This window comes from Pantoea sp. GCM10028869 (assembly GCF_042666835.1).
Taxonomy (GTDB): domain Bacteria; phylum Pseudomonadota; class Gammaproteobacteria; order Enterobacterales; family Enterobacteriaceae; genus Pantoea; species Pantoea leporis.
Window position 1 is genome coordinate 31,769 of record NZ_JBHTGO010000005.1, and the last position, 14,662, is coordinate 46,430.

Below are 14,662 nucleotides of genomic sequence, written 5' to 3' on the forward strand. Positions count from 1 at the left end.
GCGCGATTTATCGCGCCGCGACGAAAAGATGCGGCTTTTACCTTATCTGAGTCGCAAACCCTGCTCATCAAACAATAAACAATGCTCGGCACGCAGCTGATAACTCAGCCGCTCGCCAATCGCGTGTTCCGCCACGTTACGCTCCTCAATCACCAGCAGCTTCTCTTCGCCGATATCGAGATAGAGATAATTGGTGTGTCCCAGCATCTCGCTAAACGACAACTCGCCGCTGAAACTTAGGGCATCCTCATTGCTGCTCACTGGCTGGAAATGCTCTGGACGTACGCCCAGCGTGATTTTCTGCCCTTCGCGGCACGACGCGGCGATCGGCAGCGTAAGCTGATTAATGCCCAGCGCCGGCACGCGTAACTGCACCGCGCCCGGCGCGATCGCGGCCACTTCGGCAGTGAGGAAATTCATCTTCGGCGAGCCAATAAACCCGGCGACAAACAGGTTGTCGGGATCGCGATACAGCGCCATCGGTGCGCCGACTTGCTCAATGCGGCCCTGACGCAGCACCACGATGCGATCCGCCAGCGTCATCGCCTCCAGCTGATCGTGCGTCACGTAGATCATGGTGTTGCCCAGCGAAGCGTGCAGGCGAGCAATCTCAATGCGCATCTGCAAACGCAGCTCGGCATCGAGGTTCGACAGCGGCTCATCAAACAGAAAAATGCGCGGATGGCGGATTATCGCGCGGCCAATCGCCACACGTTGCCGCTGTCCGCCGGACAGCGCGCGCGGTAAGCGGTCAAGAAATTCTGTCAGATGCAGGCGCGCCGCAGTCTGTTTGATCGCCTGCTCAATTTCCGCTTTCGGGCGCTTCATCACTTCCAGCGGATAGGCCAGATTGCCGCGCACCGTCATGTTCGGGTAGAGCGCATAGGACTGAAACACCATGGCGATGCCGCGCTCGGTGGCGTGCTGATCGGTCATATCGGCGCCTTCAATCAGCAACTTACCGTCGGTGATCTCCTCCAGCCCGGCAATCATGCGCAGCAGCGTAGATTTCCCGCAGCCGGAAGGGCCGACAAACACCACGAATTCGCCGCTGTTAATGGTGAGATCGATGCCATGAATCACGTTTACATTTTCGTAGGACTTTTTAACGTTTTGCAGATGCAGGCTGGTCATGCGATGCCTCGACTCAGAGAAGTTGGCCCATATAAATGGCGTTGCTGCGCACAATCGGCGTGAAGCCAAGGCGCTGATAAAAGCCGCACACCTGCTCGTTCTGCAGGCTGACGCCGAGATAAACGCCCGGCACGCCCGCAGCACGCAGATCGTGTAGCAGCTGTTCAATCAGCTTGCGCCCCCAGCCACCTTGCTGCGCGGCGGGTAACAAATTGATGTGCAGATGCGCAGGCCATTGCGTCACCAGCTGATCCGCTGCCGCATCGGGCTGATGAATCGCTTCCAGCACTTTGCTGTCGAGCGGCGCCTGCGGCGCGTAATCGCGATACTGCTGTTGCAGCTGTGGCCACCAATCAGTATTCAACTTTGCTTCGAAGGCGCGCGTATCGGGCGCGGCGACCGCGTAGCCGACTACCTCGCCGTGCTGTTCCAGCACATAAGCAAATTCGGGCGCAAAGCGCGCGTAGGGAATGACAAAGCGCAGGCCTGGCAGCACGGGATCGGAGTAGAGCGCGCTGGCATCGGTGCCGGCATTGGCGGTCTCTAAGCAGATGCGCGACAAGGCGGGAAAATCTGCCTCGCTGGCGCGACGAATAACACCTTCAGCCGTCATGGTGGAGCCTCTGTGGTCAGGAGATGAACAGATTTTACGGTAAAGAAAGCCGACTTAGTTTTCAAGGTGTAATAATTGCGCTGGCGCACAAAGCTGATGCGAACTATAACCACAAAGCATGACTGGGCGGCTGACAAACTCACGCGCAACGTCGGTATGAGCGCTGGTTGAAAGCACATTGCCTTTCGCTTACCTATTGCTGTGATGATAACTATAGGATTTTCGTATGCTCTATCAGTATGTTAAAGCAGCTTGCCTGGCTGAGTGATTTATACTGATGCTCAGGCTTTACTGCGCAACGCTGTCCGGTTTGCGCGCTGAATCGCAGCATCCTCTGCTGTTCTGGCGGCTTTTCTTCTTACTCTTTGCACTGTATCACAGAGCAAAAATTCCGCAGTGGTGATGTTTGACTTTCTTTTGTGCATAAAGTAAGTATGAATTATGTGCGTTGTCGCTGCTGAATCAACCTGCCGGGAATCGCAGGTGTCGAGATGAAGGGATGCCAGTCATCTGTTGGAGAAACCGAGCATGATGTGTGATTCAACCAATCGTCCTTCCCGTTTGCAAAGCTCACTGCGCACGGTGTCGCGTCTGGTCTCCGCCGGGATTCTGCTCGGTGCGACCATGGCAGCCGCGCAGGCCGTTACCCTGAATGAGTGGGACATTTACAACTATCCGCAGCAGACCGAAGCGGTGGATGAAGCGGTAAAAGCGTTCCAGCAAAAGAATCCGGGCATTGTGATTCAGCGTTCGGTGCACTCCTTCGAAGACACGCGCATTCCGCTTAAGCTGGCGCTGACCGCCGGTGACGGCCCGCAAATCGCCCAAGTGAATCAGGGCGGCGGCGATATGGGCTCGCTGGTGAAAGACAAGCTGCTGTGGCCGCTGGATGATTACGCCAAAACTTACGGCTGGACCACGCGCTTCCCGGATTCAATCCTGAAACGTAACCGCTGGTCAGATAAACAAGATTTCGGCAGCGGCAAACTCTACGGCGTAGCGAGCCTCGGCGAGATAGTGGGTTTGTACTACAACAAAGCGCTGCTGGATAAAGCCGGTGTTGCGGTGCCTAAAACCTTGCCGGAACTCGAACAGGCGATGGAGAAACTCAAAGCCGCTGGCACACCGCCGATGATGCTCGGCCTGCTCGACGGCAACATGGGCCAGCAGCTGCTCAGCACCTTGTGGGAAGCGCAGATTGAGAGCAGCGACCGGAAAAAACTCGACGATCTGATTTACGACGTGGGCGGCACGTTCAAAGACGACAAGCTGGTGAAAGCCGCCAATATGATGAAAGGCTGGAACGACAAAGGCTATCTGTTCCCCGGCTTCCAGGGCATTGGGCACGACGATGCCGCGACCCTGTTCCAGAACGGTCAGGCAGCGTTCCTGGTGAGCGGAACCTGGTATCTCGGCCAGTTTAAAGACAACAAAGATCTGCACTTCGCTGCGATGCCAGCGGGCGAGGGCGTGCAGCATCCGCTGATGGTGGGTGGCACCGATCTGGCGTTCTCCATCACCAGCACCGCCAAAGACAAAGCGCAGCAGGATGCCGCAGCGAAGTTCATCGATTACATCGTCTCAGATGAGATGGCGAACCGCTGGCTGAAAGTGGGCTTCCTGCCGGCCGGCACCAGCAAAAATGCGCAGATTCCGGCGGATAACCCGCTGCTGGCAGAAGCGTATCAGGTGTGGGTGACGCTAAATGACAACGATGGTCTCGGCCATTATCTCGACTGGGCCACGCCAACCATGAACGCCGAGCTGAATCAGAATGTGCAGCTGCTGCTGGCGGGACGTCAAACCGCCGACCAGATGGTGATCAACTTCGATAACAACTATCAACGTTACCTGAAAACCCTCAAGCACTGATGACGTACGGCCCGGCATAAGTGGCCGGGCCGCGAACAGGCCCGCAAGCGAGTACGGTTATGCTGAATAAATCTGCCTGGCGCAATGCGCTCTATCTTCTGCCCGCGGTGCTGGTGTATGCGGTGTTTCTGCTGATGCCGCTGTTGGCCTCGTTAGGGATCAGCTTCACCGAATGGGACGGCACCTCGTGGCCGATTTTCATCGGCATGGGTAACTATCTGCGCATGTTCCAGGATCCGGTGTTCTGGGTGGCGCTCGGCAATAACGCCTTGCTGATGCTGTTCTACACACTCTTTCCAATTGGCGTTGGACTGCTGCTGTGCAGCTTCCTGTATGAGACGCGCAATAACAAAGAGCGCAGCGTGCTGCGTATCCTCTTCTTCCTGCCGTACATCATGCCGATGGCGGTGCTCGGCGTGGTGTGGCGCTGGCTGTATAACCCGGCGTTTGGCCCTATCGATCAATTCCTGCGCGCCGTGGGTTTGCCGCAGCTGGCGAAGTCGTGGCTGGGTGATTTTACCTGGGCGCTACCCGCGGTCGGCTTTGTCGCCACCTGGTACTTCTTCGGTTTCTGCCTGGTGCTGTTTATGGCGGGCTTGCAACGCATGGATCCGTCGCTGCTGGAAGCGGCCGATCTCGATGGTTCATCACGCCGGCAGAAATTTATGCGCATTACGCTGCCGTCGCTGCGTCCGGAACTGCGTATCGCGCTGCTGCTGACGGTGATCGCCAGCTTGAAAGCCTTCGATCTGGTTTACGTGATGACGCAAGGCGGGCCGGGCACGTCCACTATGGTGACCAACATCTTTATGTATAAGCAGGGCTTTGACCTGCACTACTTCGGCTATGCCTCCGCCGTGGCGGTGTTCAGTATGCTTATTGTTTTAATGATCAACGGCTTAATTCATCTATGTCTACGGGAGCGTCACTGATGCGCGGCACGCCAACTGTTTCACGCGCGCTGATCTGGATTGTCGCGTTGATGACCATCCTGCCGTTTTTAATGGCGCTGATGACCTCGTTCAAAACCCAGATGGAGCTATTTCAGGGCGTGTTTACCTTGCCCTCGTCGCTCAATTTCAAAAACTACATCACCGCGTGGCAGCAGGGACATTTCAACGTCTACTTCATGAATTCGGTGCTGGTGGTGATTCCGGTAGTGATCTGCAGCATCCTGCTCGGCATTCTGGCGGGATTCGGTTTTGCCTGGCTGAAGATCCCCGGCAAAACGGTGGTTGCCGCGCTGCTGGGCCTTGGCATGGTGCTACCAAGTGAAGCCTTTATTATTCCGCTCTATCACGAGCTGCGCTGGATGGGCCTCACCAACACCTATCTGGCGCTGATTCTGCCGCAAATTGCCTTGTCGCTGCCGTTTACCACGCTGATGATTGCCACCGCGTTGCAGCAGGTGCCGCGCGAGCTGGTGGAAGCGGCGGTGATGGATGGTGCCTCACGCCGCAAAATTCTCTGGGGCCTGCTGGTGCCGGCGATTTGGCCAACGCTGTCCACGCTGGCGCTGCTGCTGTTTATCTGGACGTGGAACGAGTTCCTTATCCCGCTGATTCTGGTGAATAAAGATGAGCTGCGCACCTTGCCGATCGGCATGATGTTTTTCCAGAATAAAAACACCATCGATATTCCGGTGCTGATGGCGGGCGCGATGATTGTCATCCTGCCGCTGGTGGCGGTGTTCCTGGTGTTCCAGCGCAAATTTATCAGCGGCGTCACCGAAGGCGCGGTGAAATAACCATCTTGTCCACCAGCAAAAGGTTTTGGTCATGCGGCGCGTGCTGCAATAGCGCATCGCCGCTATTCAGGAGAACCGCATGCACGTTTCACTGGCTGATTTCTATCCCATCGCCGATGGCGAAACGCTGGATACACACTGCTTCCAGCGCGCACTCAATCATCTGGCAACGCGCGGCGGCGGCACCTTATCAGTGCCGCCTGGCCGCTATCATCTCGGCACGCTAACGCTGGGATCCAACATTAATCTGCATCTTGAAGCGGGCGCCACGTTGCTCGCCAGCTCACGCGTTGAGGATTATCAGCAGCAACTGGCGCAGAGCCAGGCTGAACTGTCGCAGCATGTGCTGCTGTACGCCGTCGGACAGCGCAATATCAGCATCAGTGGCAAAGGGGTGATCGACGGTAACGGCGATGCGTGGTTTGCTGCGGAAAAGGACGAGCAGGGTTATCGCCTGCCACGTTCTCAGCGCCCGCGCATCGTGGTGTTTGAGGATTGCGAGCAGGTGACGCTGCAAGATTTCACCATCATTCAGGCGCCGATGTGGACGGTACATCTGGTGAGTTGCCGCCATGTACATGTCGACCATCTCACCATCAATAACAGCATGAGCATGCCGAACACCGATGCGCTGGATATCGACAGCTGTGAAGCGGTGTTTGTCAGCAACAGCTATCTGAGCGCGGCCGATGATGCTATCTGCATCAAAACCAGCCAAAAACCCGCGCATCTGCGACGTGCCGCGCGACAAATCATGATCAGCAACTGCCTGCTGCGCTCCTACAGCTGCGCGTTCAAAATCGGCACCGAAACCTTCGATGACGTGGAAGATGTCACCGTCTCCGGCTGCACCCTCTTTGATTCCAACCGCGCGATTGGCTTGCTGTCGCGTGATGGCGGCCAGTTCCGCCGTTTGCTGTTCAGCAATATCACGCTGGCCTGCCGCCACGCGCCGCCGTGCCATTGGGGTAAAGCCGATGCGCTGTTTGTTTCAGTGCGCGCACGCGATCCGGCGATAGCGCCGGGCAGCATTGAGCAACTGCAATTCAGCAACGTCAGCGGTGTGATGGAAGGAGCAATTAACCTGCATGCGGAACAACCGGGACAGATTCGTGATGTGATGCTGGCGAATGTGCAGCTGCGGCAAATGCTAGCAGCAGCTGCGGATCAAGGGCATTACGATGTGCGCCCGCCGTGTAATCCCGAATCGCCGACCGGCATGGGTTTGGACAATGCGTACAAACTGGATAGCGCATCGGGCTTAGCGTACGGTGTTGCCGCCTATCCGGATGGCTTGCCGGGCGTGTTTGCGCGCGGCGTGGAGAATCTGCAGTTGCATAACGTGGTGATTACGCGCCCGCAGCCGTTGCCCCACGGCTGGCATGCGGAAACAGTGCAGATTCTTTAGGGCACGCCTGGAGGTTACAACGCAGCAGCGATAGCCGCGCCCAGCTCCTCGATTGACGCGCGGCCGTCGAGGTCGCGCGTCAGGCTGTTGCCCGCCGCCAGCGTAAGCTCGATGGTATCCAACACCGCTGCGCCCGCTTCGGCGTAATCGAGGTGCTCCAGCATCATCGCGCCACTCCAAATCTGACCAATCGGGTTGGTCACCCCTTTACCCGCGATGTCGGGTGCCGATCCAAAGGCGCTGTAATAAATGCGTTGATTTTGATTACTTGTAATCATATTTGATGCTTTGTGAGCAACATCAAACAAATTAAGCCCTGTTTAGCCTATAAAACGCCTCTAATATGCGTAAATTCATTCTTATTTGAGCGAAATGAATCATAAGCATAAGTGGGGTGGCGAAGTGCGTAGACACGGTGAATAACAACATTGGCCACCTCATCAACGGGACGCGTGAAGCCCAGCGCGTTCCACGACCCTACGTTATCGATGAGGCTGAAATGAAACAATTCTCTACAGAAGGGATGGTGATTATCGTCGGGATTGTCATTGCGTACATCCTGTTCACCACCTGGCTCACCTGGCGTCTGCGCAGTAAAAACAGCGGCGACTTTATGGCTGGCTCCAATGTGATGCCGGCATTTGTGGTGGGCGTGATGCTGATGTCGGAATACATCGGCGCCAAATCCACCATCGGTACGGCTCAGGCAGCTTTCGAAGATGGCTTTGCCGCTTCATGGTCGGTGATTGGTGCCGCTATCGGTTTCCCGCTGTTTGGTTTTCTGCTGGTAAAGCGCATCTACAATACCGGTAAAATCACCATCTCTGCGGCGATCGCTGAACGTTATGGCAACTCCACCAAAAACATCATCTCGCTGATTATGATCTATGCGCTGTTGCTGGTTAACGTCGGTAACTACGTTAGCGGTGCGGCGGCGATCTCAACGGTGCTCAACCTCGATCTCACTACCGCTGCGGTGATCACCGCGATCGTCAGTACGTTCTATTTTATGTTCGGCGGCATGAAAGGTATCGCCTGGGTCACGCTGCTGCACAGCGGACTGAAATATATCGGCATTCTGATCATTCTCGGCGTGGCCCTGCACATGACCGGCGGCGTCAGCCCAATGATTAAAGAGATGCCGCATTTCTACTGGACGTGGGACGGCAACGTTGGCGGCAGCACTATTTTCGCCTGGATGATCGGTACTATCGGCTCGATCTTCTGTACTCAGTTTGTGATTCAGGCGATTGCCTCGACCAAAAGTGCCGAGTCCGCCAAACGTGCAACCTGGGTGGCGTTCTTCTTCTGCATGCCGATTGCCATTGCTATCGCGCTGATTGGCGTGGCGGCGAAATACCTGCATCCGGATATTAAAAGTCTCTATGCGCTGCCGGTGTTCCTGCAGGACATGAGTCCCTGGCTGGCGGGGATTGTCACCACCTCACTCGTGGCGTCGATCTTTGTCAGCGTCAGCACCGTAGCGCTGGCGATTGCCTCGCTGGTGGTAAAAGATTTCTATGTGCCCTATCGCAATCCGACGCCGGAGCGTGAGTTCCGCATGACGCGCTGGCTGTCGCTGCTGATCGGTTTCCTGCCGCTGATTTTCGTGCTGTTCGTGCCGGAAGTGTTGAAGCTCTCCTTCTTCACCCGCGCTATTCGGCTGTCGATTTCAGTGGTGGCAATCATTGCCTTTTACCTGCCGTTCTTTAAAAGCACGCGCGGCGCCAATGCAGGCCTGATTGGTGCGTGTGTCATGACGTCAGTGTGGTATCTGCTCGGCGATCCATTAGGTATCAACAACATGTACGTGGCGTTGATCACGCCGGCGGTCATCATGGTGATTGACCGCCTGATCCCTTCAAGCCAAACCCATGTGAAAAAAGCCCCGAAATCTTCAATGCAAAACAGTGGAGCCTGAAATGAGTGATTTAACCCTTACCGTTGAACGCAGCGGTAACCTCCATCCGCACGCGCAGGATGCGCAACAGCTCACGGCGATGCTGCCTTCGGTCTGCCCGCAGAACCATGCGGCGAATCTGCTGCCGCTACCCAATGGCGACTTGCTGTGTGTGTGGTTTGGCGGCACGCAGGAAGGGATCGCCGATATTTCTGTGTGGTGCTCGCGGCTGAAAAGCGGCAGCACACAGTGGAGCGAGGCGGAAAAACTCTCTGACGATCCCACGCGATCGGAGCAAAATCCGCTGCTGTTCCTCGATCCTGAACAGGTGCTTTGGCTGCTGTGGACGGCGCAGAAATCCGGCAATCAGGACACAGCGATTGTGCGCTATCGTCAGTCACGCGATTTTGGCCGCAGCTGGGGGGCAATCGACACCTTGCTCGATCAGCCCGGCACCTTTATTCGCCAGCCGATTGTGGTGCTGCCAAACGGTAACTGGCTGCTGCCGGTGTTTTATTGCCGAACTCAGCCTGGCGTGAAATGGGTGGGTAACGACGATATCAGCGCGGTGAAAATCTCCAGTGATAAAGGCCAAAGCTGGCGCGATGTGGCGGTGCCAGACAGCCTGGGCTGCGTGCATATGAACATCACGTTGCTGCAGGATGGCAGCTTACTGGCGCTGTATCGCAGCCGCTGGGCCGATTTCATCTATCAAAGTCGTTCGATCGACGGCGGCGAAAGCTGGAGTGCGCCGCTGGCGACTGACTTGCCAAACAACAACTCGTCGATTCAGGTCACGACATTGCACAACGGCCATCTGGCGCTGGTGTTTAATGCCATGAGCGCCAGAGATGCCAGCGAGCGCCGCTTATCGCTGTATGACGAAATCGAAGATGAAGAGGATGACGGCGATGTGGCGGTGGCGGCAGAGCCGCTGGTGCACAGCGGACGCAGCGCGTTTTGGGGCGCACCCCGCGCGCCAATGACGCTGGCGATTTCCGCCGATGGCGGCAAAAGCTGGCCATGGCAGCGTAATCTCGACGAGGGCGACGGCTACTGCATGACCAATAATTCGCAGCAAAAGCTTAACCGCGAGTTCTCCTATCCGAGCATCAAACAGAGTGACGATGGCGCGCTGCATGTGGCTTACACCTATTTTCGTCAGGCGATTAAATATGTGCGCGTCAATGAAAGCTGGGTGAAAGGATGAGCAGGCAGCGACACGCGCTGGTGACGGGCGTCAGCTCTGGCATAGGCGCCGCCATCGCCGATCATCTGTTGCAACAAGGTTGGCAGGTGACCGGTTTTAGCCGCACGTCGGTGCAGAACGATCATCCAGCGTTCACCTCGGTCAGCGTGGATCTGTTGGATGCCAATCTGCTGAAGCAGGCGCTACTGGCGCTGCCGAAGGTGGATGCGCTGGTGCATGCCGCAGGCATGATGGCGGCTGCGCCGCTCGGTGAGCTGGATGAGAAGCAGAGCGCGCATTTGTGGTACCTGCACGTGCAGGTGGCGGAGATAATGGCAAATGTCTTGCAGCCGCAGATGACACAGGGCGATCGTATCTTGCTGATTGGCAGCCGTACGTCACGCCGCGCGGCGAATCGCAGCCAGTACGTGAGCACCAAGGCGGCAATGGTGGGCATGGCGCGCAGCTGGGCGGCGGAACTGGCACCCAAAGGCATCACGGTGAATGTGATTGCGCCGGGGGCGACGGAGACGCCCATGCTGCTGCAGCCCGGCCGCGCCAGTTCACCCCCAAAGCTGCCGCCGATGGGGCGCTATATCAAGCCACAGGAAGTGGCGGCGCTGGCAGGGTTTGTGCTGTCGCCTGCCGCCGATGCGATTACCGGGCAGGAGTTGGTGATCTGTGGTGGGGCGTCGTTGTAGTTTTTTCCCTCACCCTAACCCTCTCCCACAGGGAGAGAGAATTGAATAGTGCACCGACTAACTCCCTCTCCCAGTGGGAGAGGGCTGGGGTGAGGGCAACAAGTCGCACCTAACCGCGCCGCAATCCCGCCACATCCACCTGCCACTGATGCAGCTTGTTATACAGTGCGGTGCGTGAAATCCCCAGCAGCTGCGCGGACTGGCGCAGGTTACCTTTTTGCTCACGCACCACCTGCATCACATGCTGGCGCTCATTCTCCTGCAGCGAGGTCAATTCGCTGGCGACAGGCGCGTTACGCTGCACCATCTCTTCCGGCAGATCGTGGCGCTCAATCTCCAACCCTTCACACAAATTCACCATGCGCTCGACCAGATTCTCCAGCTCACGCACGTTGCCGGGCCAGTGCCACGCCTGTAAACAGCGCATCGCCTCAGCGGAGAGCTGCGGCGCGATGCGCTTCAGCCGGGTGCAGAGCGCCTGAATAAAGGTATTCACCAGGCCGGGAATATCCTCCTGACGCTCGCGCAGCGGCGGGATCTCCAGCGAAATCACATTCAGACGATAGTAGAGATCGCGGCGGAACGCGCCTTTTTCCACCGCATCCAACAGATTGCAGTGGGTAGCGGCGATGATGCGCACGTTGACCTTGATAGGATGGGCCGCGCCGATTCGCACCACTTCGCCCTCCTGCAGCACGCGCAGCAGGCTGGTTTGCGCTTCGAGCGGCATCTCGCCAATCTCATCAAGGAACAAGGTGCCGCCATCGGCCAGCTCAAATTTGCCCGCCGAGCCGCCGCGTCGCGATCCGGTAAAAGCGCCGTCGACATAGCCAAACAGTTCGCTCTGCACTAAATCACGTGGCAATGCGCCGCAGTTCAGCGCGATAAAGGCTTCCTGCTGGCGCGGGCTGGCGTTGTGAATCGCCTGCGCGAACAGCTCTTTACCGGTGCCGCTTTCGCCGGTTAATAACACCGTACTGTCGCTGCGGCTGCTTGCGCGCGCTTTCTGAATCGCTTGCAGCACGCGCGGCGCGTGCCCGCGAATCATCTCAAAGGTGTAGCTGGCGCCGACGCCCATCACGCGGCGCGTAATGGCGCGGATACGTTGATTCTCGCGCAGCGACAGCACGCGGCCGCCGTCTGGCGCGGGCATCAGCGAAATCAGGCAGGAAAGGGGATGCACGCCATCCGGCATAAATTGCAGCTCGCGGTCATTGCAGAACGGCATGGTGAGCAGCGATCCGCCTTGCGGTTGCAGCAGCACGTCGATCGGTCCAGCGCTGGGATCGAGGCCGCTAAAGATCTGGCGCGCATAGCGATTCAGCGTTTTGATGCGACCGTGACGATCGCAGACGATTACGCCTTCGTTCAGGGTTTCGAGGATCGACTGCTGCTCGGCTAGCAAACGGCGCAGCATCAGCTGCTGACCAACCGCTTCGGCTGCCGCTTGCACCGTGCCGAGCGTATGCGCATTAAAGTTGTCAGGCGTGGCGGTCAGCGTGAGTACGCCCAGCAGCTGGCCGCTGGCATCGCGCACCGGTGCGGCAGCACATTGGCGATGGCGTTTGCGCAGATCCAGCTTCCAGTTTTCGCCACTCAACACGTACACCAGCCGCTGCTCAATCAGGCAGCGCGCGGTGCAGTTGGTGCCGAGCACCTCTTCGCGCAGGATGCTGCCGACCGGCGTCAGATCCGCGCCGCAGAAGTGCAGCGTCACGCCTTGCGCATCGGTCAGATTGATGTGGCCATCCGGGTTATACGCCAGCAGGTTTTCCATGATGCTGCGCGCCGCGAGGATCAACTCGGCATTGTGCTCAAGGATCGCCGCCAGTTCCGCAGCGGGTGGCGAGACATAGGCAAAGGTGGCGGGATCGATCGCGCGCTGCTGCGATCGCCGCCACGACTGCAAAATGCTGTGCCGCATCCAGCCGGGCTGTTCACCGCGTTCGAAGCTGTGCCAGCCCTGCCACAACAACGTATCCCATTCGCCCACCTCCGCGCTGTCCGGCAAGCTGAAGATCGGATCGCTTTCATCTTTAAACGGCAAACGCTCACTGGCACGCATGTGACACTCCTGAACGATATGGAATGTCCATTTTATTGACATGTGAAGTTGACATGTAAATTTTGTTGCCAGATTGTGAGCTATATCTGTGTTATGCCTCACATAAAGCGGCGGATTGCAGTTGGCATCGCCTTTGCACTACCGATTGCACATCCCTACGCTCGAATGAGCACATCCAAAACAATAAGGAATAGGTCATGACATTTCATCTTAAGCCAGTACGCGTCGGCCTGATTGGCGCCGGACGCATGGGCAGCTTCCACGCGGAAAACCTGGCCTGGCGCGTGCCGGGTGCGATCCTCGCAGCGGTGGCCGATCCGCAACCGGGCGCGGCCGACGCGCTGACCAATAAGCTCGGCGTCGCTAAAGCCTATAACGATCTGCATGCGCTGCTGCAGGATCCCGAAATTGAGGCGGTGGCGATTGCCGCACCGGCGCGCACGCACGCCGAATGGGTGATCGCTGCCGCCGAGGCGGGCAAACATGTGTTCTGTGAGAAGCCGATGGCGGTGACGCTGGAAGAGGCGGATCGTGCAATTGCTGCCGCGAAAGCGGCCGGCGTGGTGTTGCAGGTCGGTTTTAACCGCCGCTTTGATTCCGGCTTTGCTGCAGCGATCGCCGCGGTGAAAGCGGGTGAAAATGGCACCACGCAGCTGAGCCGATCGCTGACGCGCGATCCGGGCCTGCACGATCCTTCGCGCATCCCACAGTGGACGATCTTCCTTGAAACCCTGATCCACGATTTCGACACGCTGCTGCACTTCAACCCTGGCGCGAAGCCGGTGGAAGTCTATGCGCTGGCCGATGCGCTGGTGCGTCCGGATTTCAAAGACAAAGGCTTGCTCGACACATCGGTGGTTACCATCCGCTTTGATAACGGCGCGATCGCCACCGCTGAAGCCAACTTCCAGGCGGTATACGGCTACGATGTGCGCGGCGAAGTGTTCGGCAGCAAAGGCATGCTGCAGGCGGGCCACATCAACGTTAACAACTGTGTGCGCTATCACCAGGATGGCATCACGATTGAAACCTCACGCATGGATTCAGACCTGCTGCGCGAAGCCTATGTGGCGGAGATGGCCGAGTTTGCCCGCTGCATTCGCAGTGGCGAAACGCCGCGCGCTACCGGTGAAGATGCACGCAACGCGCTGGTAATCGCGCTGGCTTGTATCGACTCGGTGCAGCAGCAGCAACCCATCAAACTGGGAGCGCGCTAATGGCCGGTTATCAGCTGTCGGTGTGTGCCGAAATGGTGTTTCTCGATCTGCCTTTTGTCGAGCGCGTGAAACGCATTCATGCACTGGGCTTTGGCGTCGAAATCTGGGGCTGGGCCAACAAAGATATCGATGCGCTGGCGGCGACCGGCGCGCGTTTCACCTCGATGACCGGCTACCTCAGCGGCAACCTGACCGATGATGATGAGATTCAGCAACTGCTGCAAAGTGCTGAAGCGTCGCTGGCGGTGGCCGAGCGGCTCAACTGTCCGGCGTTGAACCTGCACGGTACCGGACTGGATGACAAAGGGTTGCCGGTCAAACCGGTTGACGTGGTGACCGGCGCGATGTGGCTGAAAGCGGCTGATACGCTGCGCAAAGTGGCGCAGCTGGGCGAGCGCGCCGGACGCGTCTTCACGCTGGAGAACCTTAACTTGCCGGTTGATCATCCCGGTACGCCGTTCGCGCTGGCGGCCGACACGCTGGCGCTGGTGGAAGCGGTTAACAGCCCGGCGCTAAAGATGAACCTCGACCTGTATCACGCGCAGATTGGCGAAGGCAATTTGATCGAACTGATTCGTCGCTGTGGTTCGGCGATAGGTGAGATTCAGGTGGCCGATGTGCCGGGGCGTCAGCAGCCGGGCACCGGTGAGATTAACTATCGCGCCATCGCCCGTGCGTTACACGATGTTGGCTATCAGGGCACCGTGGCGCTGGAAGGCTGGGCCAGCGGCGAAAGTGGCGCCGCGCTGCAGCAGTTCCGCGATCACTTCACGCTTTAACGGTTCCACCGCCGGGTATTCGCCTGTTGCCCGGCGT

General features: G+C 57.9%; 13 protein-coding genes. 9 read left to right on the top strand and 4 right to left on the bottom strand.

The features are described 5' to 3' along the window. Positions 1 to 42: 42 nt before the first annotated feature. Positions 43 to 1,134 (bottom strand): ABC transporter ATP-binding protein, encoded by a 1,092-nt coding sequence (locus ACFQW4_RS14155; protein WP_137385000.1) that lies wholly within the window; start codon positions 1,132 to 1,134, stop codon positions 43 to 45. A gap of 13 nt (positions 1,135 to 1,147) precedes the next feature. Then, on the bottom strand, positions 1,148 to 1,747 hold the full coding sequence (locus ACFQW4_RS14160; protein ID WP_336769150.1) for a GNAT family N-acetyltransferase: 600 nt from the start codon (positions 1,745 to 1,747) through the stop codon (positions 1,148 to 1,150). A gap of 528 nt (positions 1,748 to 2,275) precedes the next feature. Between ACFQW4_RS14160 and ACFQW4_RS14165 the strand changes: the two genes are divergently transcribed. The 4 genes from ACFQW4_RS14165 to ACFQW4_RS14180 all read left to right on the top strand — a co-directional run bounded on the left by ACFQW4_RS14165 (position 2,276) and on the right by ACFQW4_RS14180 (position 6,774). Then, entirely contained in the window at positions 2,276 to 3,619 is a 1,344-nt protein-coding gene (locus tag ACFQW4_RS14165) for an ABC transporter substrate-binding protein (RefSeq protein ID WP_377725889.1), read from the top strand. Between the two features lie 59 nt (positions 3,620 to 3,678). Next, positions 3,679 to 4,551, top strand: a complete 873-nt coding sequence (locus tag ACFQW4_RS14170; RefSeq protein ID WP_101762375.1) for a carbohydrate ABC transporter permease — start codon at positions 3,679 to 3,681, stop codon at positions 4,549 to 4,551. Further along, positions 4,551 to 5,366, top strand: coding sequence for a carbohydrate ABC transporter permease (locus ACFQW4_RS14175; RefSeq protein WP_101762341.1), 816 nt, complete (start codon positions 4,551 to 4,553; stop codon positions 5,364 to 5,366). The genes ACFQW4_RS14170 and ACFQW4_RS14175 overlap by 1 nt, the downstream gene beginning before the upstream one ends. A 79-nt stretch (positions 5,367 to 5,445) precedes the next feature. Next, complete coding sequence (locus tag ACFQW4_RS14180; protein WP_377725891.1) at positions 5,446 to 6,774, top strand: glycoside hydrolase family 28 protein; 1,329 nt, start codon at positions 5,446 to 5,448, stop codon at positions 6,772 to 6,774. A gap of 14 nt (positions 6,775 to 6,788) precedes the next feature. Here the strand turns inward: ACFQW4_RS14180 and ACFQW4_RS14185 are convergent, their stop codons facing one another. Next, on the bottom strand, positions 6,789 to 7,082 hold the full coding sequence (locus ACFQW4_RS14185; RefSeq protein WP_377725893.1) for an isocitrate/isopropylmalate family dehydrogenase: 294 nt from the start codon (positions 7,080 to 7,082) through the stop codon (positions 6,789 to 6,791). 191 nt (positions 7,083 to 7,273) lie between these two features. On the opposite strand from ACFQW4_RS14185, the gene ACFQW4_RS14190 reads away from it, so the two are divergent. The 3 genes from ACFQW4_RS14190 to ACFQW4_RS14200 are packed head-to-tail and all read left to right on the top strand — an operon-like array spanning position 7,274 to position 10,564. Further along, positions 7,274 to 8,695 (top strand): sodium:solute symporter family protein, encoded by a 1,422-nt coding sequence (locus tag ACFQW4_RS14190; RefSeq protein ID WP_101762339.1) that lies wholly within the window; start codon positions 7,274 to 7,276, stop codon positions 8,693 to 8,695. 1 nt (position 8,696) lies between these two features. Continuing rightward, a complete protein-coding gene (locus ACFQW4_RS14195; RefSeq protein ID WP_377725895.1) occupies positions 8,697 to 9,884 on the top strand; it encodes an exo-alpha-sialidase in 1,188 nt (395 codons plus the stop codon). Further along, the gene (locus tag ACFQW4_RS14200; protein ID WP_377725897.1) at positions 9,881 to 10,564 is read left to right on the top strand and encodes an SDR family NAD(P)-dependent oxidoreductase; all 684 of its coding nucleotides are present in this window, start codon (positions 9,881 to 9,883) and stop codon (positions 10,562 to 10,564) included. Before ACFQW4_RS14195 ends, ACFQW4_RS14200 begins: the two co-directional genes overlap by 4 nt. Before the next feature lie 109 nt (positions 10,565 to 10,673). Here ACFQW4_RS14200 and ACFQW4_RS14205 read toward each other — a convergent pair whose 3' ends face one another. Next, positions 10,674 to 12,629 (bottom strand): sigma-54-dependent Fis family transcriptional regulator, encoded by a 1,956-nt coding sequence (locus tag ACFQW4_RS14205; RefSeq protein WP_101762336.1) that lies wholly within the window; start codon positions 12,627 to 12,629, stop codon positions 10,674 to 10,676. 197 nt (positions 12,630 to 12,826) lie between these two features. Between ACFQW4_RS14205 and ACFQW4_RS14210 the strand changes: the two genes are divergently transcribed. Continuing rightward, positions 12,827 to 13,846, top strand: a complete 1,020-nt coding sequence (locus ACFQW4_RS14210) for a Gfo/Idh/MocA family oxidoreductase (RefSeq protein ID WP_377725899.1) — start codon at positions 12,827 to 12,829, stop codon at positions 13,844 to 13,846. Then, on the top strand, positions 13,846 to 14,625 hold the full coding sequence (locus ACFQW4_RS14215; protein WP_110868111.1) for a TIM barrel protein: 780 nt from the start codon (positions 13,846 to 13,848) through the stop codon (positions 14,623 to 14,625). The genes ACFQW4_RS14210 and ACFQW4_RS14215 overlap by 1 nt, the downstream gene beginning before the upstream one ends. Positions 14,626 to 14,662 lie beyond the last annotated feature (37 nt).

Excerpts from the sequence above, each read along its gene's own strand:
- ACFQW4_RS14155 (WP_137385000.1), bottom strand. The coding sequence starts at position 1,134 with ATGACCAGCCTGCATCTGCAAAACGTTAAAAAGTCCTACGAAAATGTA.
- ACFQW4_RS14160 (WP_336769150.1), bottom strand. The coding sequence starts at position 1,747 with ATGACGGCTGAAGGTGTTATTCGTCGCGCCAGCGAGGCAGATTTTCCC.
- ACFQW4_RS14165 (WP_377725889.1), top strand. The coding sequence starts at position 2,276 with ATGATGTGTGATTCAACCAATCGTCCTTCCCGTTTGCAAAGCTCACTG.
- ACFQW4_RS14170 (WP_101762375.1), top strand. The coding sequence starts at position 3,679 with ATGCTGAATAAATCTGCCTGGCGCAATGCGCTCTATCTTCTGCCCGCG.
- ACFQW4_RS14175 (WP_101762341.1), top strand. The coding sequence starts at position 4,551 with ATGCGCGGCACGCCAACTGTTTCACGCGCGCTGATCTGGATTGTCGCG.
- ACFQW4_RS14180 (WP_377725891.1), top strand. The coding sequence starts at position 5,446 with ATGCACGTTTCACTGGCTGATTTCTATCCCATCGCCGATGGCGAAACG.
- ACFQW4_RS14190 (WP_101762339.1), top strand. The coding sequence starts at position 7,274 with ATGAAACAATTCTCTACAGAAGGGATGGTGATTATCGTCGGGATTGTC.
- ACFQW4_RS14195 (WP_377725895.1), top strand. The coding sequence starts at position 8,697 with ATGAGTGATTTAACCCTTACCGTTGAACGCAGCGGTAACCTCCATCCG.
- ACFQW4_RS14200 (WP_377725897.1), top strand. The coding sequence starts at position 9,881 with ATGAGCAGGCAGCGACACGCGCTGGTGACGGGCGTCAGCTCTGGCATA.
- ACFQW4_RS14205 (WP_101762336.1), bottom strand. The coding sequence starts at position 12,629 with ATGCGTGCCAGTGAGCGTTTGCCGTTTAAAGATGAAAGCGATCCGATC.
- ACFQW4_RS14210 (WP_377725899.1), top strand. The coding sequence starts at position 12,827 with ATGACATTTCATCTTAAGCCAGTACGCGTCGGCCTGATTGGCGCCGGA.
- ACFQW4_RS14215 (WP_110868111.1), top strand. The coding sequence starts at position 13,846 with ATGGCCGGTTATCAGCTGTCGGTGTGTGCCGAAATGGTGTTTCTCGAT.